A 21,093-nucleotide genomic window follows, 5' to 3' on the forward strand; every position below is an offset into this window, starting at 1 on the left:
GAAATGAATATTGAACAAAAGAAATCTTTAATAACAAACGAAATTCAGCGAATGAAAGATTTAGCTCATATTTGTGGGCAACACGATCAAATTAATTACTCATCAGATTTACATATAAACTTTTTAAGTGCTCGTACTAATGAAGAGATAAATGATTTCCTATTTTATGATAATACTCAATTAATCGGTGCATTAAGTATGTATGATTTTGAAAGACCGACAAAACTGGAGTTAATAGGGTTTGTTCATCCGAACTATAGGAAACAACATATAGGCACTACTCTTTTACAAACCGCAATGAAAGAAATACGAATACGAAAGGCAGATGAAGCTCTTCTTATTATGAATGGGGATTCTGCTTCTGGGAAAGAATTTGCAAGACATATGAAGTTACCTTATTTATATAGTGAATATAGTATGGAGTTCAAAGCAAAAGAAGTGCAAAAATCAACAAAGAATACTATACAGCTCACTCTTGCATCTTCAGGGTCACTTCTTGATCTTATTGAAATTTCCAGTAAAGCTTTTGGAGATTCAGCAAAAAATACCGCTACATGGTTACAAAAAATGATGAATTCCCCTTCCTATCAAGTTTACTGTGCTCTTATCGACGAAAAAGTGATAGGAACGATTACAGTTTCTGAGCAAGAACAATCTACTACACTATCAGGGTTCGCTGTTCATCCTTCTTATCAAGGTAAAGGATACGGAAAAGATATTCTTAGTTATATGGTACATACCCTTATTACAAAAGGAATTTCAACAATTGAATTAGACGTCGAAACAAAAAATAACCACGCTTTAAAACTATATACACAATGTGGTTTTGAAATGAAAAAGAAGCATGACTATTATAATGTAATGAATCTTGAGGTGAATACATATGTGTAAAAAACTAATTTATTCTGATTATGATATTTTCGCATCCATTTATAATAAACATTGGGGGCATTATGCTGAACACTCCTATCTACTTTTGGAAAAACTCGTTTTACAATATGCACCACCACATTCTCATATTTTAGATCTTTGCTGCGGGACTGGTCACCTTACTAAGAAATTAATTGATAATACTTTTTTAGTAACTGGTATAGATGGTTCTGTCCAAATGATTGAATACGCACGTCAAAACGCGCCAGACGCAACCTTTATCGTCGATGATGCTCGTTATTTCAATATAAAGTGAAACTTTAATCAGTGGGGGGGCTTCATCCCCCACTGATTATTAGTTGAACCAATCGGACTTTTATGGGCAGTTGATCCCCCACCTAACTTCTTTGCTTTCGCTGAATTTTGAGGTGGTGGTCTTACTGCCCATTAAAGCGGGATAAATGAGCAATTTCACTATGTTATCTCTACTGGCGATAGCTTAAACCATATTGTGAACTACCCACCACTTAGTACCTGTTACGAGCTTACTTGAAGTAGGGGCTTCTCGGTTCATCGCTACTTTTGATAGCTAACGAATTTGTCCTAGGACAGCCGAGCTAACTCCCTTGTTCCAAAGGTTATTTTATTACTATTTATGCCAAAACTAATAAGCGGATGGCTTCCTTTTTGATATTGATGGCTGCATTATAATCACGGCCAATTGTGAGTCCACACAAACACGCATACGTGCGTTCACATAATGGCATTTCTTTTTTATTTCCACAATTACTACACATCTTTGTAGAAGGAAACCATTTATCTATTTTTACAAGCTGTTTTCCTTGTTCTTGTAGCTTATATGCTAAAAATGTCGTGAACATCCTCCAACCGTTGTCCGCTACACTCTTACCAAATCTAAATGCTCGTGACATTCCTTTCATATGTAAGTCTTCGATTGCTACAACGTCAAAACTCGTAGCTAATTCTTTAGACTTATGATGAAGAAAATTTTTACGTTGATTGGCGACCTTTTCATGCAATTTCGCTACACGAATGCGTTGTTTATTCCAGCGCTCTGAACCTTTCACACGTCTTGCTAATATTCGTTGTGCCTTCGCTAATTTCTCTAACATCTGACGATAAAAGCGAGGATAATTGGCTTTCTCATCTTCGCTACTCACGTACAATTCAGCCATTGCGAAGTCTAATCCAACTACACGTTCTACTTCTTTTGGAGTGATTTCTTTTTCATATTCGGTCAAAATAGACACGTAATACTTACCAGTAGGTGTCATCGAAATCGTACACGATTTGATGATATGTTTTGGCGGGATTTCTCTATGTTGCTTCAGTTTCACCATTTTCAATTTTGGTAATTTGATATAACCATGAAATAACATAATATTTCCGTTTACTCGATTCGTTGTATAGGATTTTCTACTCTTTTTACTTTTGAATGTAGGAAAATCACTTTGACCACTAAAAAAATTCTTATAAGCAGTTTGCAAGTTTAATTGCGCGTTGGCCAATGCCAATGAATCAACTTCTTTCAACCATTCATACTCTGTCTTATATTTTGCAGGAGTAGGGAATTTTTCTTTCTTTAGTTCTTCCTTGTTCTCTTTATATTTTTCATATACTTCTTTTCGTTCAGCTAACATTTTGTTATACACAAAACGTACACACCCGAATGTTTTTCGTATGAGATGTGCTTGTTCTTCTGTTGGGTACAGACGAAATTTATACGCCTTATTCTGCTTTGGCATATCCATTCACCTCATTTTCCGCTTCATTTTCCATAAGCTATGACGGTGATCACACAACCTGAACACTATAAGATTATTATCTACTTTCATTGTTATACCAAAATTCCCCTCTTATAAGACTGATTATATCAGAGGCGAAATAAATAGGAAAAACAAATGTTTGGCTACGCCAAACTGAAATTCATCTCCCACCTGCCGCTAGACTATCGTCTTTCACACGCCTGAGGAAGGAGACTTCTTTCGGATAATATGTTAAAATTAGATGAATTAAAAAATGTTTTTCATAATGTTTACTCCGTATTACATAGCGAAGGTACATTCGTATTTGATATGAATATGGAGAAAGGTTTTCTTGAAAAATGGATTGCTTCATTTCATATTTCAGCGGAAGAATATGTATGTACAATTGATTCTACATATGATAACGAAAATAAAAAAGCAGAAATGAACTTTATACTATTTCAACATGACATAGATAATAATTGGAAAAGAAGTGACTTTTCTTTTGAGGAAGCTTGTTATTCCAATGAAGAAATAATTTCTTCATTGGAATCTGTAGGTTTTAAGAACATTCAATTACACGGTACAAACAGAACATTTTTCATTTGTCAAAAATAAAAAAACTGAATCATATCGATTCAGTTTTTTCTTAGTATATTTACGACAGCAGTCGTTTCATTATTTTCTTTATAAACTCGTGGGATTCTTCTGTCTAACATACATGTAACTTCATAGTTAATTGTACCTAACATATCCGCTACTTCTTCTACCGCAATTTCTTCTTCGCCTTGTTTACCGTAGAATACTACTTCGTCCCCAACTTGTACTGGCATTGCTTGTGAAACGTCTAACATAAGTTGATCCATACAAACACGGCCAATAACAGGTACTCGAACTCCATTTATTAATGCATGCCCTTTATTAGATAACTGACGATTATAGCCATCAGCATAACCAATCGGTACAGTTGCAATCCATTCTTCACCAGTCGTTACATACGTATTCCCATAACTTACACCGCGATTCTTCTTCGCATGTTTAATATGAGCTACTTTTGATTTTAACGACAACGCAGGCTGTAAAGAAACGACTGCATGATCTACCTCTTTTGAAGGATACATTCCATATATTCCAATACCTACACGGACCATATTTTGAAATGTATTGCTAAGCTCCATTGAACCTGCACTATTTGAACTATGAATATATGGAATATGAATTCCTAATTCTTTTGCTGCATTGACAGCTTTCTCAAATAAACTTGTTTGCATATTCGTATATGATTTATCAATTTCATCTGCCGTAGAGTAATGTGTAAACATTCCTACTACCTCTACATACTCCATACGGTTTAATTCTTCTAAAAATGGTTTAACCTCTTCTTCTTGTAAACCGATACGACTCATTCCTGTATCAATTTTCACTTGAATTTGCGCTTTCTTTTGAAGACGGTTTGCGATTTCATTTATACCTTGTAAATCTTCACTTCTATAAACAGTCATCATAATGTCATATTGAATTGCCTCTTCCGCAGCTGCTACTGATGTATAACCTAAAATTAAAATCGGCACGTTAATTCCTGCTTCTCTTAACTCTATCGCTTCATCTACAAATGCAACTGCAAGCTGATCTATTCCTACTTCAATAGCAGCTTTCGCAACTTCAACCGCCCCGTGACCATACCCATTTGCTTTTACAGCAGCCATCATTGCAATATTTTCATCATTCACACGTTTTTTAAATTCTTTTACATTATGTTTTACTGCATTTAAGTCAACTTCAATAATTGTATCTCTTCCATATTTCAAACTCATTGGTCTAACTCCTAACTCAATAATTGCATTCCATTCTATTTCACGTTTCATATGACCTTTTACAATATAATACTTTTCAATATGCTAGTCAAACTACTAGAATTTTCGGAATTTTGAGTATGATATAATACTCTTAAGAAACTATTATATACGGAGAAGAGGAGAATTACAATGTTTGTACAATCTGCATTGCATCAACTACAAGTTGCTGTTGATACTTCTATTCAAATGCTTAACCAATATAATGAAGCCGATTTAAAAATACAGCCCATTCACGCAAAGCGATCTCTATTTGAAATGTGTGCACATCTTTCTCTTATTTGCCATGCAGATCTACTCATTTTAAATGGTGTTACGGAAAAACAACTACACACTTTCTATAAAGAACAAACACCCGAAACAATTACGCAAATGCAAAAAACGATGCTACAGGACTACGATTTACTTTCTAAAACTTTTTTATTCTATTCCAATGAAGAATTAGCGGAAATTAAGACTGCTTATTGGGGTATTTCTTATTCCCGTTTTGAATGGTTGCTTGAAATTGTTGCCCACTTTTATCATCATCGTGGGCAAATTCATATTTTATTGTGCGAGCACATTAAAGATCCTAACATACCTTTATTCCAATAAAGGTATGTTAGACGACATGAAACTTCTCTAAAGCAAATAAAATACCACCTTCACTCGCCTTCTTTGTAACGAAATCAGCTTTTGTTTTTAGTACTTCTCCGCCATTCCCCATCGCAATACCTAATCCTACATACTGCAACATCTCAATATCGTTTCCACCGTCACCAAAAGCAATTGCTTCTGATTTACAAATGTTTAAGTGATCCAATACTTTTTGAATTGCGGTGAGCTTCGATACTTTATTATCTTCCAATACATTTATGACATAACCATGAAAACGGTCGAATGTAAGCATTGGGTATTTTTCAATAAATTTTTGAGATTCTATTTCATCCGCATACAGACATAAACAATAGATTTCTTCAGACAAATCCTTGCTTTTTTCAGGGTACTCCCCTAAATTTAACGTCTCGCTAAGCGCTTGCATTACACGCTCATTATCTGAGGCTATTCCGTTCATTGTAAAACCCTCAGTAAAATAAGAAACGCCGTGACCATGTAATTCTGCAAACTCTGAGATATCATGAACGATTTCACTTGAAAGTACCGATTTATGTAGAACTGTTTCCCCACACTTAATATGTGCACCATTTGCAGAAATAATTGTATGTATGCCCATCTCTTTAAATTGCGAACATAAGCTATATGGTCTCCCTGTTGTAACAACTACGTGAATTCCTTTATCTATTAATCTTTGTATCGCTTCTTTTGTACTTTCGTGCATACTTCTATCAATCTCACTTAAAAGCGTACCGTCAACATCAAAAAACACTACTTTGTACACGGGTCTTTACATCCCGTCCAAATGATTCGTATCATTAATGAAATGCACCGTTTTTTGTTCGCCATCAATTTCAATTAAGCTTATTCCCGTATCTCCCATTTTAAAATAATAGTCCATTGAAATGGGCATTTTGAAAAACGCACGTAATAGACTATTTATTACACCACCGTGTGCAACGATTGCTATCCGTTCATAAGTATTCTCTGTCACGATTTTAGAAAAGATTCCTTCTATTCTCATTCTAAATTCAATAAATGATTCCCCATTTTCAAAACGGTCATGAAGAAACTTTGGCTCTGGATATTTCTTTGCTTCTTCAAAAGATAAGCCTGCTTGCACTCCGTTATTAAACTCCATTAATTCCTCTTCTAGTTGAATTGGGCATCCAATTCCTTCAGCTAACGTTTCACCCGTTTCACGAGCACGCTTTAATGTACTTGCCCAAATGAAATCTGGTGGAAAATCTGCTTTCACTTTCTGTACAAGCCTTTGCACTTGCCGTCTTCCATTTTCTGTTAATTCAAAGTCAGCTCGTCCTTCATGTACATGTAAAATATCTGCTTCGGATTCACCGTGACGTATTAATAATATTTGCACTTGTTTCCCACTCCCTTGTTTAATATCCACAAAATTCCATTATATCATATTTTAAATTTTCTTTAACAAAAATATATTACTTTGACAGTTTTTTAACCGTCTAGTAAACGTGTTATTCCACTTAACAATTCCAAACACTCTAAACTTATAATTCTTTGAAAAGTGACAAACAAAAAAGCCCTATCCATAATGGCAAAGGACTAATATTTTTTATCCTACTCAAAAATAAAAAGAGAAATGGCACCCCATTTCTCTTTTTCACTCTTATTGTTCTTTTTGTGTATCTGAAGAAGGCAATTTCTTCGCTTGTTTTTCTTTAAAGATTTCTCCAATGGCCCCAAGAGTACCAAGTGTTTCAATTGCATTAGACGGAATAAAGACTTTATTTGCTGGCCCTTTCGCAACCTCAATCAATGATTCAAATGATTTATAAGCAAGTACGCGTTCATCTAAATCTGCTGCACGAAGTAATTCAATTCGATTTTGTTCTGCTTTTGCAATTTCCTCAATCGCTCTTGCTTCCCCTTGCGCTTCTAGTTCTTTTGCTTCCTTTATACCTTCAGCTTCTCGAATACGTGCTTCTTTATCACCTTCAGCCATTAAGATTTTACTTTGCTTTTCACCTTCAGCACGAAGAACTTTATCTTGTTTTGCAGCTTCAGCTTCTAAAATGATCGCACGTTTATTACGTTCTGCTTTCATTTGTTTTTCCATCGATGCTTGCACATCTTTTGGCGGATTAATATCAACAACTTCAACACGCTCAATGCGAACGCCCCATTTTTCTGTTGCTTCATCAAGTGCTAAGCGAATTTCTGTCGAAATTTTTTCACGACCAGATAATGTTTCATCAAGTTCCATGTTACCGATAATTTGACGCATCGTTGCAGAAGTAATGTTACGAACACCGTATTCATAGTTCGAAATACCATATGTCGCAAGTTCTGGTTCAACAATTTGATAGAAAATAATTGTATCTATTTCTACTTGTACGTTATCTTTCGTAATTACCTTTTGCGGTGGTACATTCGTTTGTTGAATACGTAAGTCGTGATATACACGAACTCGATCTACAATTGGTATTAATAAATTTAACCCTGGCTGCATAACACGCTGAAACTTACCAAATCTTTCAACGACCCCAACTTTTTGCTGTGGAATAATTTTAATTGTTAATGCGATAAATGTAACAACAATTAGTGCTAAAATAATCGTTAATGTTAATGCTACTGCCATATTTATTCACTCTCCTTTTTAACTTGTAATATAGTACTATTCCTCTTTATAACAATAACTTTTTCTCCAACATCAATTGGATCATCTGCAATAGCTGTCCAAGTATCTCCATCCACCTTCACAATACCATTTACTTCATTTGTAATCGCTTGCATAACAATACCTTTTTTACCGACAAGCAAATCTACTGTATCAGTAAAACCTTTTGCTTCTCGAAAGTTTTTTGAAATTCTTTTCGTAAAGAAAGTCAATGTTAAACTTACAATCGCACCAGCAACAACTTGTAACAGTAGTGCTTCAGGGGCAAACAAAGCAATTAGACCTCCGACAACAGCTCCAATTCCAAGCCAAAGCATATAAAACGTAATCGACAACAGTTCCGCAATAAATAAAATACCAGCTATTATAAACCAAATTACCCAAGCAGCCATATGCAACCCTCACTTTCTTTCTCATTTTCTATATGTATATGAAGAAAAGAATGGTTTATCCGCCCTTTCTTGTACCGGGGCATTTACTACAAGCTATTGTACATATTCACTGTTATAAAAAGTATTAATAAAATACTATATTAATATATTCTTCATTATACATGAAAATCCCTTTCAAAAAGCGACAAAAAATGAAATTCTTTCGAAAATTTAATTTTCAATTTATAATTATTTTAACTACTAAAATATTATTTTTTAGGAAGGTGGTGTGCTTGTTGCAAAATCGTTCACTAATTTACTATTTAGGCTCTAAAATATGCATTACTCTCGCTGACATCGTATACATCATGATTATTACAACTCATATGTATATCACAACGAAATCAGCTACATTAACTGCTCTGTTTCCATTACTCCAAGTCATAACTACTCTTATAGCAAATACATCTGCACCACTTATAATGAATCGTTTTTCATCTTATTCCTTACTTTTCACACTACAATGGACAAAAACTGCTCTATTATTTTTATTAATGATATTATTCCCATCCCTGTCCACAAACATTGTAGCACTATTCATTTTCATTTTTTTCATTTCATTATGTAGTGGCTGGAGCGCTCCATTACTTTATGGTATTCTACCGCGCCTTACACCACAAGAAAATTTAGTAAAAGTAAATAGTATTTTTTCCTTTTCCACACAAATTGCGCAAGCCGCTGCTTATTCATTTACAAGTGTTATAGTTCTTCTTATCGGCGCCACTTCTACACTCATGATGAATAACATTTTGATGATTTTGGGGTGTGTTGCACTACACCTTTCATTACGTTCCATACATACTGAACGAGTAATTGAACCTTCTTCTTCAAAAGGCGCTGCTTTACTGGAAGGTTGGAAACTCTTATTTCAAAACCCTTCTCTCCGTATCGTTACATGTATGGACTTAATTGAAACTTTCGCAGGGACGATATGGATCGGCGCTATTACGATGGCTTATGTAACGACTGTTCTTCATAAAGGAGAAGAATGGTGGGGATATATTAATACAAGTTATTATGTTGGGACGTTAATTGGCGGGATATTAGCATGGAAAATGAGTACATACATTCAAAACAATTTAATACGCTCCATGGCGATAGGCTCTCTTATGTTTAGTATTCTTACATTTTTATATGGTATGACAAGTAGCGGGTTTATTGCGCTTTTTCTATGCGTTCTAATGGGGCCATGTTATCAAATTAGAGATATTTCTCAAACAACAGTGTTACAATCTAGTGTTCCCCCTACTTTATTATCAAAAATGTATACAGCTCATGGCGCTCTCATCTCGACAGCTTCTGGTCTTTCTATGCTTAGCGTTGGAATTATTACCGATTTGTTCGGTGTTCGTACGATTTATATTCTCGCTTCAATCCTTATATTATGCTCTGCTTGTTTCTCCTTTAACTTATTAAAATATGATAAGACAGAGCAGAAAAATATTTCACTCTAATTAACAAAATAAATAGGACAGGAATCCCTGTCCTATTTATTTTATTCATGATAAGTTAGGGATTTTCCGATGCTTTGTCGCTTGTTCAAAAGCGTATGCTAGTTTAATCAAAGTTCCCTCAGAAAAAGCAGTGCTTGCAAGCGTAATTCCAAACGGTCTGCCGTTATCCATGTATCCCGCAGGTATCGCTATAGACGGATAACCTGCTTTCGCACTTATAGTAGAACCTATATAAGACGGGAACAGTATCGCATCAAGATTATATTTTTCCAACGCAAAATCAATACCTTGTTCTTGAGAAAAATATATATCTGCTAATCTTGCGTTTAAGTATTCAGGATTTCTTAACGTATTAGGAAAATCTTTTCTTATTTCTAATTTAGTTTGTCCATATTTCAAAGCTCTTTCTGCTATGTTTTTATTAAACTCCATTAATTCCGAAATAGAATGTACCGGAATAGTTGAAGGTAATTTAGAAAGATAGTTATCTAGACTATGCTTTAGTTCATATAGCGATACTCCCCAACTCCATTCCCTATGAAAAGATGGAATATCAATATCTTCTACTACTGTCGCTCCCTCACTACGCAATACTTCAATCGTTTCCTTAAACAATTTTTCATCATACTCACCAGTTTCATAATAATCTTTTGGTGCATTGCTATATACACCAATCTTTGCTCCATTTAAACCATTGTCATCAAGATACTTTGTATAATCATGTTCTGCTTTACCTTCACTTTTATGAGTAGCTACATCCTTCTCGTCTAACCCAGTTAAACTCCCTAGCAAAATAGCCGCATCTGTTACCGTTCTAGCAAATGGTCCCGCTGTATCCTGTGAATAAGTAAGCGGAATAATTCCCCTACGACTAATTAGACCAACAGTCGGTTTAATACCTACTACAGAGTTTTGAACAGCTGGACTCAATATAGAACCATCTGTTTCCGTTCCAACAGATACTACTGTAAAATTAGCGGCAACTGCTATCGCAGACCCTGTACTTGAGCCTCCAACAAACATATCATCCTCACCTGTACCGTATGGATTTATTGTTTGCCCACCTCTTGCACTATATCCAGCCCACATGTCAAAAGACATTCCATTTGCTAATTCTGTCATATTTGTTTTTCCTATTATCACTGCTCCTGCTTCTCGTAGTTTCGTAACAAGAAATGCATCTTCACTACTAATATTTTGTTCCAGGGCAATCGTACCTGCACTTGTATGCATAGAGTCATTCGTTTCAATATTGTCCTTAAGTAAAACAGGTATACCATGTAATGGTCCCCGTCCACCTTTTGTCTTTCTTTCATAATCTAACGCTTCTGCAATAAAAATAGCGTCTGGATTGATTTCTAAAATAGAATTGATTTTTGGTCCTTCTTGATCATATTTCGCAATTCTATGAAGATAATACATAACTAATTCTTTTGAAGTTAATTGCCCAGCTTCCATCGCTACTTGTATATCATGAATTGTTAATTCTTTTTGTAATCGAGCATTGAACTGAATCTCCATCTTCATTCTCCTTCTTTAAAAGCTTTTATTGATAACGTGTATCTATTACTTTTTCATTTTCTCCGCTCCTCGCATATACAACTACAATCCCTTTCAAAGAATTCAACTTACCAATGTAAAAACCTTTTATTTCCTGAAAAATAAAAAAAGTCTGAAACGATTAAATTTCCGCTTCAGACTCTTTTATTACTTTACATATACCTCATCTAACAAATGTAAAAACTCACCTTGTTTCCCAGCTAATGCAGGGCATTTTGCAATATCAATCCATTCGTAGCAAAATACTAATCCTTGATCTTCCTCACCGGCACTTACAATATGTTCCCAATCATCTTTTACATCTGTTAGTAAAGTTACGTGGAAAAAATGGCGCTTTTGATATTCCTTTTGCTCTTTCACAAGTATGATGTAATCGGCTAGGAATCTTTCTATGCATAAATGACGTAATCCAGACTCTTCTTGTACTTCACGTAAAATTGCTGCTTCTAACGTTTCCCCTTCGTCAACTGTTCCCCCTGGTACTTGTATACCAGCTTCAGGTTTATCACGATGTTTAAAAACAAGCAGTTGCATAACTCCTTCTTTTTCTCTTGTCACATATGCGTGTACTTTTTTCTTATATAACACCGTCATAATCCTTCTCTCCCCTCAATTGTTCACTGCGTTACTTCTTCAAGCGTCAGTTGATTTTCATATAAATATGTAGCTTGTGGGTTCCCCACATACCTTACGTGCCATGGTTCATATCGATAGCCCGTAAGCGATTCTTTCTCTTTTGTATATCGAATGACAAACCCAAATTTATGAGCATTTTCAGAAAGCCAATGCCCTTCTTTCGTTTCACCAAAAACTGTCTCTAACTGAAACTTAGCAGCTTGAGATGTAATATCCATAGCAAGCCCTGTTTGATGTTCACTCGTACCAGGAACCGCACTCGACATCGCTGTTTTTACTTCTCCATCTTGCTTTTTATACATCGTATTTAATGCCTTTTGTCGATCAAAAGATCTAAATCCCGATACTGCAAATAAGAAAATATGCTCCTTATCAGCTTGCTGAAACATTTCCTCTAGCGCCCCTGCTGCTTCTTTCCTCATTTTTTTCTTTTCTTGATCACCTTCACTTGAGTAGCGCACTTTCGGAATAACTAAATCTGACGGTCTGTATCCATCTGGTAAACGTCTACTTTTATTCACAAGCACAAGCATCGAATTCGGATTACTAATTACCGCAATATCACCATCCATATTGGCAATCGTTTCTTTCGCTTTCGGAAATATGTTATTCACATTTACCTCGCGCGCCTGCTTATCCTTATACATTTTATAATTGATTCCTGCTACTCCAACAATGAGTATCATCGCTACGATACCAAGTAGTATCCATCTTTTTTTCATATAACGACCTCTTAGTTTAATAATTTGGCCATTTCATACTCATCGATGTTCTCTCCACCGATAATAAGAGCTGCTCTTTTGACACCTTCTTTCTCAAATCCAACTTTTTTATATAGTGCCTGAGCTCTTGTATTGTGGGCCATTACCGTTAATTCTAAACGCCATACATCATGTAATCTTGCCCACTTCTCAGCCTCTTTAAACAATCTCGTTCCAATACCTCGCCCGCTATACTCTTGCAAAATACCAATTACAATACTTGCTACATGTCTTTTTCTTTGAATATGATTTCCATTCACTAAAATAAACCCTACTATACTTTCTTCTTCAACTGCTACGAATATTGTTGCATATTCATTTTCTATAAAGCGATGAATCATTTGTTCTTGTTGCTCGGCTGTAAATTTTCTTTCTCCTGGTTCATATAGCATAAATTTCGTTTCTTCATCTAGTTGCTTACTTAATTGCAAAAATGGTGCTGCATCTTCTATTTTGATCTCCCTAATCACTTTTATCACCCTACCAGTTTTATAATAAAAAGTTTTCCTTGTAAAAAGATTTTCTCTAATTTTCCGAAAATCCCTTTGTAAATCTCCCAGTATAATTTGACAAATTTCGATATTACCATAACAACGGCAAATTATGTCTATTCTGTGACACCTTATCATTACAAAGAAAAAACGCAAGCTTTACACTCACGTTTCTTCAGACTCTCCCACTAATTTATATTTCATTTTATCCATTCACCTTTTCCGCCTGCCAGAAATATTCACCAAACGCTTTAGCAAGTACATCAATTGATCGATTTAGTTCTTCCTCCGTATTATCTACGCCACCAACTTCAATTAATATCGCTTGTCCTGATAAGTCTTGATTGTAGACACCATTTCCTGTTTGGAATCCTTTTTGAATGACACCACGACTCACTCCTGGATATTTCTTATTAATTTCCTCATGAAGAGCTGTTGCTAATTGTAAGTTCTTTTCATAATTTTTATTGCCTTTCCCTATTACGAAAGCAAGCTTTGCATATGATTTATCTCCAATTGCTTTTGTCGTGACATTTTTCCGAGCACTATCACGATGCAAGTCAAAGAAGTACTGCAGTTCTTTATTACCTGTCATTGCTTCTTGTACAATTTCCCGTGACACTTTGTAAGAACTATTACTATTTAACCCTTTACTAATCAACTTTTGGCCGACATCAGTCTTGTCGTTAGTAGCTCCTATCCCTTCACTTTCTAATTGTTCACGAAATCGATCGCCCACTATTGAAATATTAGTGACGGAACTTGTTGCTTTATTCGGATTTGGATCGTTTGCTAAATTTAGTAACGGCAAATAAGATTCCCAACTATGCGAATGATAAATAAGCGCAACTTGTCTTTTTCCTGTTGTTTGAGCCGGTTGCTTTTTCTCTTTGTTCGTATTCGGATTTTGAGCCTGTCCACCTTCACCAGTCCGTTCTTTTACCACTTCTTCAAGCGGAACGCTCGACTCTATCGGTAAGTTAGAGTAATTTGTCCCTTCACCCGCAATAACAATTTCTGTATCGTACTTTCCAAAACCAGGTAGCTCTTTTCCGACAAAACTGCGTACATCATTAAAACGAATATTCGTAGCCATAGAAAAGAGAAACGAAGAAATTGAAAAATCTTGATTTAAATTTCGATACTCCTGTGTAAAATAATGATTCTCTTTCCCAAGAACGTACATGTAACCATTCATCGATAACTCATTTAACCAATTATATAAATACGTTGACTTTGTCTCTTTCATAGAGGTTACCATCATACTAATAAGAAAAAAAGTCGCTAGTACTGTAGTAATAATAAATAAAACTAACTTACGTACACTTGTGAACTTCACATAAAAAAAGCCTCGATTCATACTATCACCCTCTCTATTTCAAGTTATGTACAAGCTCTAGAGAATAGACCGTCTAAATTCCGGCTATATTGTTAATGAGGTGAAATGAATTGAAGCTACTAATAGGAACATTACCCATTGTACTATCATTTATTTTTTATTGGCTTGCTAAGCATCCTACAATCCGTGTTGCTTTACATATTTCAGCGTACTTAGCACTTTATGTACTCGGTACAATTATTTCTATTAATATATATGATGTTTTAATACAAGATTTAGTTTTCATGACAAGCATTCATGGAATTTTACTAAATCCATTTTTTCTTATATCAGGAGCATATATAGGGATATATACCTTGCACTTAATCTTGTCTTACATTATTACGAAAATAAAAAATGGAGCGTAATAAAATGCAACCACCATTCATTTGTCATACATGCAAAAAAAGAATTGTGCGAAAGAAAGATCTTATTATTGCCACATCGCACTTCCGCTTTTATTTATTTCACAGTGATTGCTTTAAACGACAGCAAGCGTTCATCTCACGATTTATCCCTGTAAATACGCTTTTTAATTTCTTTCTTATTATATATGGACTTATTTTCGGCAGCATCCTTATGTTTACGGAACCATCTATCATTTGGCTTATTTTTTTGTTTCCTATTCTATATCGGTTTCTCTCCTATTATTATGTTGAACGTTTTTTCTCTACATAACGTGCAGACTGTCCTCTAGGAATACTTAAACATTCCCACTCATTTTCTTTTAACATTTTACCGATGTAAATAATTTGTCCTATATGCAAAGCATAATGAGAAATTTGTCTTTCAATTGCTTGCATGACAGTATGTGCTTCACCGCGAATATATACCGTCTGTAATAAATCTTCTGGCGTTAGCACATGCATCGTTTTCAAAACATATTCCCATCCTTCATTCCATGCTGCGAGAACCTCTTCCTTAGAATGATAACCATCTTCAAATTCAGCGTCTCGGTTACGATCTATTTTTTCACCATCAGATGTTAAAAAATCCGTCCATCTAGAACGCATATTACCTTGCAGATGCTTTATAATAACCGCTATACTATTTGTTGCTTCATGAGAAGACCATTCAATCTGTTCATATGATAATTGAGAAAGCACCCGTTCCCCTTGTTTCTTTGTTGCTTCAAAATTCGAAATCGCACATTGTAAATATTCTCGTCCAATATCCATGTTCCCCCGCCTTTACACTAACTAATTTTCGTTCCATTTGGTAATTCCATATTGGGCTGAAGTAATACGACATCACCGGCTTCAGGTACTCCCCCTAAAACAAGCACTTCTGATTTAAATCCAGCTACACGTTTTGGCGGAAAATTTACAACAGCAACGATTTGCTGACCGATTAAATCTTCTGGGGTATATCTCTTCGTAATTTGAGCACTTGACTGCTTAATTCCAAGCTCTCCAAAATCAATTTCTAGTTTAATCGCTGGAACTCTTGCTTCTTTAAATTCCTCTGCATGTGTTACAGTTCCAATTCGTAAATCCAAAGCTAAAAAATCTTCAAAATTAGCCATTTTATCATTCCTCCCATTTATTACTTAGACAAAACAATAAAATCCCCTTTAAAAAAAGAAAGGCGCCTAAGCACCTTTCTTTTGTAGTTCACTTGATTCATTTGATTTATAGAAGAAGAAACCAAGAATCCCGCCAATACATGATGGGATTAACCATCCTATTCCTTCATTATATAATGGTAACATTTGTAGTACGTTAGAAATCGCGTCAATTTTAATGTTCGCACTTTCTAAACCGTTAAAGAAACTAATTAACAATGCGCCTAAAATAGCTCCAATATAAATGGTATTACGCTTCCCAATCCATTTATGGAAGTAAGAAAGTACGATTAATACGATTGCAACTGGATAAATGATCATTAACACTGGTAAAGTAACTGTGATTAATTGTGTTAAACCTAGGTTAGCTACAAGTAAACTAAACACACATACCATCGTTACAATCGCTTTATGCGAAAGTTTAGGGAATAAGTTTGTAAAGAAGCCAGCACAAGCTGATGTTAATCCAACAGAAGTTGTTAAACAAGCGAGTATAATAACGAGCCCTAATAAAATTTTACCACTTGTTCCATATAACTCATTTACAACATTCGTTAAAATAAGTCCACCATTCTCTGATACACCAAGTGATGTACTTGTTGAACCAAGATAAGCAAGTGATAAATAGATTAACGTTAAACCAAGTACAGCAATAATACCTGATACTACGGTTATTTTTGCAATTTGATTACTCTCTTTTATTCCTTTAGAGCGGATAACTTGTACAACGACAATTCCAAATACAAGCGCACTAATTGCATCCATCGTTAAATACCCTTGAATAAATCCACCAAAGAAAGCATTTTCTTTGTATGCCGCTAGCGGTGCAGCTGGTTCTCCAATCGGATCAATAATTGCCTTTCCGACAATAACAGCAACAATCAATACTAATACTGGTGTAAGAAATTTCCCGAACCAATCCACTAATTTAGATGGATTTAAAGATAAATACCACGTTATTCCGAAGAAAATTATCGTGAAAAGAAATAGCATGTACCATTCGGAAACCAATGCCTCTGATAAAAATGGCTTCATACCCATTTCAAATGAAACGGCTCCAGTACGCGGAATCGCAAAAAATGGTCCAATTGCTAAATAACTAATCAATGGGAAAATAAACGCGAATATTGGGTGAACTCTAGAAGATAGCGCTTTCAAGTCCCCCTCTACAAACGCGACAGCTGTTACAGCTAATAGGGGTAATCCGACTCCCGTCACAAGGAATCCAATTGTAGCAATCCAAACATTCTCTCCAGCTTGTTGCCCTAAAACTGGTGGGAAAATTAAATTTCCTGCTCCTAAAAATAGTGCAAATAACATTAAACCGATTGCTACCGTATCACCTGGCCTTAAACGTCCTTTCATACTTTTCATTTGCATAGCACTTTTTCATTGTTTATCTCTATTTTCACAATATGCTATGCATCCTCCTCTCTGCTCAAGCTGATAAAATATGCCCCTTACAAAGCAGTGTCTTTCTCCATAATTTCTCCATTCCCCTTATTTTTACTCTAATTATTAATTTTTGATTTTTTTGAATTTTTAACTCATTAGAGTGGTATTGCGTGGAGTATAGTTGTCAGACCTCTTTGTTTTTATCACACATATAGTAACATATTTAGTTGAAAAATAAAAACATATTTTCAAATTGATTTTTTTGAAAATCAAAATTATCTACATTTTTCATTCTTTCACACAAATATTGTTATAATCTCAACTTTTATCCTATCGTTATTTTCAAATAATTTTATACTCGTAACATAGTAAAAGCCATCCAACATAATTAGATGGCTTTTGTATGTTATTCTATTGTTTCAACTTCACGTGGATTTTTCATCTCTTCCACATACACAACTCTAAATCCGTGATCTTCTAAATCTTTCAGTAACGTCTCTAATTCACCGTCGTTAAACTCTTCTCCTAATGTAAACATGATTCTCCGAACTAATAAGGCGTCATTATCAAAAGTCATTAAACTTTGGATACCTGTATATTTTTTTAATACTGTCGATAATTTTTGAATGGCCCCATTATAATCTTGTGTCCCAATCATGACAGAATATTTACTAGAATGAACGCCCCAAGCATCTTCTAATAACTCGAAAACCTTTTTATGCGTTAAAATTCCAAGAAAGACTCCATTTTCATCAACTACTGATAAATAAGGTAATTTTTTTATTGTAAAAAATACTTTAAAGAACGAAGAATCTTCTCTAACATAACCTTCTTTATCGTTTAATAATTGTACTACACTCTCTTCCAGCGAACCTTTATATTCTAAAATATCTACTTTGTATACATTCCCTAAATATTTCTCTTTTTTTTCATCTAAAACTGGTACACAACGATACCCAGTTTTATTTAAATGCTCCAGTGCTTCCCCTATCGTAATTGAACTTGAGCAAAATAAAACTTCCCTTTTCGGCACATAATTCCCTTTAATCCTCATAAACAGCCTCCTTATGTTAAAATACTTTCTGTGCCATAACTATATTATATTTTCAGAAAAAAATAAATAATTTATTTCATTTTTCTGAAAATTATTCATTTTCTTGTCATAATTTATTCACGTTTCATTCACTTATATCCCCTACAATACTAAATTTCTTTAAGAAAAATATATTGTAACTTACGCCAAAAAAAGCTAAAATAAGAATAAGAATTTTCTGAATATTCCAAGAGCAGGTGATTACATGTCTTTATTGCGCTCACATATATGTAAATTTATCGTTGGTGTTCTCATTATATTTATCATTAGTCCTATTCCTGCATTATTCATTACACATAAATACTCATACATAACTGGCTTTATAAGCATTTTTCATAACTTCGCACAACTTTCTTCTATGACAATTCCAAAGATTGATTGGATGCACGAATCTATCTTTTTCTCAGCAAATCAAATGGTTCATACTTCTAATCATTCAACACCGTTATTCCCTTACATATGGGAAATATATTTTTTATCGATTGTTCGTTTTACCTTTACTCTTGCGATTGGATTCTTTATCAGCTTAGGGATCGGCCATTTATTTTTTAAAGCACCTCAATCGGTTAAGAAGTTCACTTCTTTATTAAAATGGATACCGTACTCTTTTTGTACTGCATTATTACAATGTTCAGTCTTATTACTACTCCTATACATCGCAAAATTGATAAAGCTTCCTTACTACTCATCTTTTATCATCGTTTGTAGTACTTCCATGATTATCGTTATGCAAGCAATAAAAAAGTGGGTTCCTTTCTTAAGTAACACCAATGAATATGAAATAAAACAATCTTCTTTCCTTGTAGATACATTGTTTTTAGCGCTTACTTCGAATCATAAATCTATTCTAGGTTCCATTATTCTTTCATTCGTTATTATGGAATGCGTTTTTCATGCAAGCGGACTATTGCAATTTATCGTTCAATTCGGCGGAAATGCACCTGTTATTGTTACAATTAGCTTATTACTTTTGTATATCCCGTATTGCATACTCTCTTTCCTTCAAACACTATGGACGACAAATCACGTTAAACAACAATCATACGCTTTAACGAGAAGTATTCCAAAACCTTAATTTGAAATAACCCTCTATAATCTGAAAGTAGGGGGTTATTCCTTTTGTATAGCGGACAAAATAACAGCAAATTCAAAAACTATTGCAGAAACATACCAATATTTGCCCTTTTTCTTTGACTATTCTTTTCGTTTGGATTTATTATAAAAGTATAACATAATCGCAGGAGGTGACATCTTTATTCCAAACTACGGAATAGAGAACACACTTGGACATATTAAATATTTTTCTCATCTTTGTGCTCATCCTTATTTCCGGCTTTTTCGTTGCATCAGAATTTGCTGTTGTAAAAGTACGAAAAAGTCGCATTGACCAACTTGCAAATGAAGGCAATAAACAAGCTTTAGCTGCAAGAAGTGTCCTATCTAATTTAGATGTTTATTTATCAGCTTGTCAGCTAGGGATTACGATTACTTCTTTAGGGCTTGGTTGGCTTGGTGAACCGACTGTGGAACATTTACTACGACCGCTCTTTGAAAAGATTAATATTACTGGAACAATGGCGAATACTTTATCCTTTATTATTGCTTTTAGTGTTATTACATTTTTCCATGTTGTATTAGGTGAATTAGTTCCAAAGTCTTTCGCCATTCAAAAAGCTGAAGCAATCACACTTAAGTTTGCACGACCACTTATTTTATTTGATAAAATTATGTATCCATTCATTTGGCTACTTAATAGTACGGCAATCTTTTTCACAAAACTACTCGGTTTAGAGCCTGCGAAAGAAAATGAACTTGCCCATTCTGAAGAGGAACTACGACTCATTTTAGGTGAAAGTTTCAAAAGCGGCGAAATAAACCAAACCGAATATAAATATGTAAATAATATTTTTGAATTTGACGACCGGGTCGCGAAAGAAATTATGGTCCCTCGTACAGAAATGATTTGCTTATCTACTGAAAATACGTTAGAAGAGAATATGGATATCGTCGCAACTGAAAAGTATACACGCTATCCGATCATCGAAAAAGATAAAGATGATATTATCGGTATGATCAATACGAAAGAAGTATTTCACGATCAAACGAAAGGCATTCATAAACCACTTGAATCTTACATACATCCAGTACTAACTGTATTTGAAACTGTTCCAATTCGCAAAACATTAGTACATCTACAAAAGAATCGCGTTCAGATGGCAATCATTATGGATGAATATGGTGGTACTGCTGGACTTTTAACAATGGAAGATATTCTTGAAGAAATCATTGGAGAAATTCAAGATGAGTTTGATGCGGATGAATCACCTATGATTGAAAAACGTACGCCGAAGCTTACTGTTTTAGATGGGAAGGTGCTCATTTCTGAAGTAAATGATATGTTTGGCCTGCATATTGATGATAGCGATTTAGATACAATTGGAGGCTGGCTCCTCTCTCAAGCAGTTGATTTAAATATTGAAGCTGGTTATTCCATTGAATTTGCCGGTTTTCAATTTAAAGCACTAGAACTTGATGGACATCAAGTGAAAAAAATTGCGGTACATAAATTAGACACGAAGAAGGAGTTATAA

General features: G+C 34.7%; 22 protein-coding genes and 2 pseudogenes. 9 read left to right on the forward strand and 15 right to left on the reverse strand.

Going from position 1 to position 21,093, the window contains the following annotated elements; genetic code table 11:
• Window positions 1-3: 3 nt before the first annotated feature.
• Window positions 4-891 (forward strand): GNAT family N-acetyltransferase, encoded by an 888-nt coding sequence (locus ACUN0F_RS23265; RefSeq protein WP_046959230.1) that lies wholly within the window; start codon window positions 4-6, stop codon window positions 889-891.
• Window positions 884-1,180, forward strand: a pseudogene (locus tag ACUN0F_RS23270) (class I SAM-dependent methyltransferase); the annotation flags it as partial. The gene ACUN0F_RS23265 and the pseudogene ACUN0F_RS23270, both read left to right, overlap by 8 nt.
• Window positions 1,181-1,523: 343 nt before the next feature.
• Here the strand turns inward: ACUN0F_RS23270 and ACUN0F_RS23275 are convergent.
• Window positions 1,524-2,636: an RNA-guided endonuclease TnpB family protein gene (locus tag ACUN0F_RS23275; protein WP_445540264.1), complete on the reverse strand. Its 1,113-nt coding sequence runs from the start codon at window positions 2,634-2,636 to the stop codon at window positions 1,524-1,526.
• A gap of 243 nt (window positions 2,637-2,879) precedes the next feature.
• Here ACUN0F_RS23275 and ACUN0F_RS23280 point away from each other — a divergent pair.
• A pseudogene (locus ACUN0F_RS23280) lies at window positions 2,880-3,254 on the forward strand (class I SAM-dependent methyltransferase); the annotation flags it as partial.
• A gap of 20 nt (window positions 3,255-3,274) precedes the next feature.
• On the opposite strand, the gene alr reads toward ACUN0F_RS23280, so the two are convergent.
• Window positions 3,275-4,450, reverse strand: coding sequence for an alanine racemase (gene alr / locus ACUN0F_RS23285; protein ID WP_445540265.1), 1,176 nt, complete (start codon window positions 4,448-4,450; stop codon window positions 3,275-3,277).
• Window positions 4,451-4,621: 171 nt separating this feature from the next.
• Here alr and ACUN0F_RS23290 point away from each other — a divergent pair, with 171 nt between their 5' ends.
• A complete protein-coding gene (locus tag ACUN0F_RS23290) occupies window positions 4,622-5,083 on the forward strand; it encodes a DinB family protein (protein ID WP_046954935.1) in 462 nt (153 codons plus the stop codon).
• Window positions 5,084-5,090: 7 nt separating this feature from the next.
• Here ACUN0F_RS23290 and ACUN0F_RS23295 read toward each other — a convergent pair whose 3' ends face one another.
• From ACUN0F_RS23295 to ACUN0F_RS23310, 4 genes are all read right to left on the reverse strand, one after another.
• Window positions 5,091-5,867, reverse strand: a complete 777-nt coding sequence (locus ACUN0F_RS23295; protein WP_264461307.1) for a Cof-type HAD-IIB family hydrolase — start codon at window positions 5,865-5,867, stop codon at window positions 5,091-5,093.
• Window positions 5,868-5,873: 6 nt separating this feature from the next.
• Window positions 5,874-6,464, reverse strand: coding sequence for a histidine phosphatase family protein (locus tag ACUN0F_RS23300; RefSeq protein WP_046954937.1), 591 nt, complete (start codon window positions 6,462-6,464; stop codon window positions 5,874-5,876).
• 264 nt (window positions 6,465-6,728) lie between these two features.
• Window positions 6,729-7,700, reverse strand: coding sequence for an SPFH domain-containing protein (locus ACUN0F_RS23305; protein WP_088063126.1), 972 nt, complete (start codon window positions 7,698-7,700; stop codon window positions 6,729-6,731).
• A 2-nt stretch (window positions 7,701-7,702) separates the two neighbouring features.
• Complete coding sequence (locus tag ACUN0F_RS23310) at window positions 7,703-8,131, reverse strand: NfeD family protein (RefSeq protein ID WP_000741968.1); 429 nt, start codon at window positions 8,129-8,131, stop codon at window positions 7,703-7,705.
• Window positions 8,132-8,406: 275 nt separating this feature from the next.
• Between ACUN0F_RS23310 and ACUN0F_RS23315 the strand changes: the two genes are divergently transcribed.
• Window positions 8,407-9,624 carry an MFS transporter gene (locus ACUN0F_RS23315; RefSeq protein WP_264461306.1) on the forward strand — a complete coding sequence of 406 codons (1,218 nt, stop codon included), beginning with the start codon at window positions 8,407-8,409 and terminating at the stop codon, window positions 9,622-9,624.
• A 45-nt stretch (window positions 9,625-9,669) separates the two neighbouring features.
• On the opposite strand, the gene ACUN0F_RS23320 is transcribed toward ACUN0F_RS23315, so the two are convergent.
• The 5 genes from ACUN0F_RS23320 to spoIIP form a co-directional block, all read right to left on the reverse strand.
• A complete protein-coding gene (locus tag ACUN0F_RS23320) occupies window positions 9,670-11,145 on the reverse strand; it encodes an amidase family protein (protein WP_046954941.1) in 1,476 nt (491 codons plus the stop codon).
• A gap of 186 nt (window positions 11,146-11,331) precedes the next feature.
• Window positions 11,332-11,778, reverse strand: a complete 447-nt coding sequence (locus ACUN0F_RS23325; protein ID WP_445540266.1) for an NUDIX hydrolase — start codon at window positions 11,776-11,778, stop codon at window positions 11,332-11,334.
• A 23-nt stretch (window positions 11,779-11,801) separates the two neighbouring features.
• Complete coding sequence (locus tag ACUN0F_RS23330) at window positions 11,802-12,542, reverse strand: M15 family metallopeptidase (RefSeq protein ID WP_264461303.1); 741 nt, start codon at window positions 12,540-12,542, stop codon at window positions 11,802-11,804.
• Window positions 12,543-12,553: 11 nt separating this feature from the next.
• Window positions 12,554-13,051, reverse strand: a complete 498-nt coding sequence (locus tag ACUN0F_RS23335) for a GNAT family N-acetyltransferase (RefSeq protein ID WP_000617581.1) — start codon at window positions 13,049-13,051, stop codon at window positions 12,554-12,556.
• A gap of 226 nt (window positions 13,052-13,277) precedes the next feature.
• Window positions 13,278-14,432: a stage II sporulation protein SpoIIP gene (spoIIP, locus tag ACUN0F_RS23340; RefSeq protein ID WP_001079307.1), complete on the reverse strand. Its 1,155-nt coding sequence runs from the start codon at window positions 14,430-14,432 to the stop codon at window positions 13,278-13,280.
• An 89-nt stretch (window positions 14,433-14,521) separates the two neighbouring features.
• Here spoIIP and ACUN0F_RS23345 point away from each other — a divergent pair, with 89 nt between their 5' ends.
• Both ACUN0F_RS23345 and ACUN0F_RS23350 read left to right on the forward strand, forming a co-directional pair.
• Complete coding sequence (locus ACUN0F_RS23345) at window positions 14,522-14,818, forward strand: hypothetical protein (protein ID WP_046954944.1); 297 nt, start codon at window positions 14,522-14,524, stop codon at window positions 14,816-14,818.
• Between the two features lie 4 nt (window positions 14,819-14,822).
• Entirely contained in the window at window positions 14,823-15,128 is a 306-nt protein-coding gene (locus tag ACUN0F_RS23350) for a hypothetical protein (RefSeq protein ID WP_046954945.1), read from the forward strand.
• Here ACUN0F_RS23350 and ACUN0F_RS23355 read toward each other — a convergent pair.
• From ACUN0F_RS23355 to cbpA, 4 genes are all read right to left on the reverse strand, one after another.
• The gene (locus ACUN0F_RS23355; protein ID WP_000351092.1) at window positions 15,101-15,628 is read right to left on the reverse strand and encodes a DUF1572 domain-containing protein; all 528 of its coding nucleotides are present in this window, start codon (window positions 15,626-15,628) and stop codon (window positions 15,101-15,103) included. The two genes, ACUN0F_RS23350 and ACUN0F_RS23355, sit on opposite strands and share 28 nt — an antisense overlap.
• A gap of 17 nt (window positions 15,629-15,645) precedes the next feature.
• Window positions 15,646-15,975, reverse strand: a complete 330-nt coding sequence (csaA, locus tag ACUN0F_RS23360) for a chaperone CsaA (RefSeq protein ID WP_046954946.1) — start codon at window positions 15,973-15,975, stop codon at window positions 15,646-15,648.
• Window positions 15,976-16,041: 66 nt separating this feature from the next.
• Entirely contained in the window at window positions 16,042-17,379 is a 1,338-nt protein-coding gene (gene brnQ4, locus ACUN0F_RS23365; protein ID WP_412677871.1) for a branched-chain amino acid transport system II carrier protein BrnQ4, read from the reverse strand.
• A gap of 436 nt (window positions 17,380-17,815) precedes the next feature.
• On the reverse strand, window positions 17,816-18,463 hold the full coding sequence (cbpA, locus tag ACUN0F_RS23370) for a cyclic di-AMP binding protein CbpA (protein ID WP_001220512.1): 648 nt from the start codon (window positions 18,461-18,463) through the stop codon (window positions 17,816-17,818).
• A gap of 244 nt (window positions 18,464-18,707) precedes the next feature.
• Here cbpA and ACUN0F_RS23375 point away from each other — a divergent pair, with 244 nt between their 5' ends.
• Both ACUN0F_RS23375 and ACUN0F_RS23380 read left to right on the forward strand, forming a co-directional pair.
• Window positions 18,708-19,577, forward strand: coding sequence for a hypothetical protein (locus ACUN0F_RS23375; RefSeq protein ID WP_264461300.1), 870 nt, complete (start codon window positions 18,708-18,710; stop codon window positions 19,575-19,577).
• Between the two features lie 208 nt (window positions 19,578-19,785).
• The gene (locus ACUN0F_RS23380) at window positions 19,786-21,093 is read left to right on the forward strand and encodes a hemolysin family protein (protein ID WP_000353742.1); all 1,308 of its coding nucleotides are present in this window, start codon (window positions 19,786-19,788) and stop codon (window positions 21,091-21,093) included.

The organism is Bacillus sp. 1A (assembly GCF_052682215.1).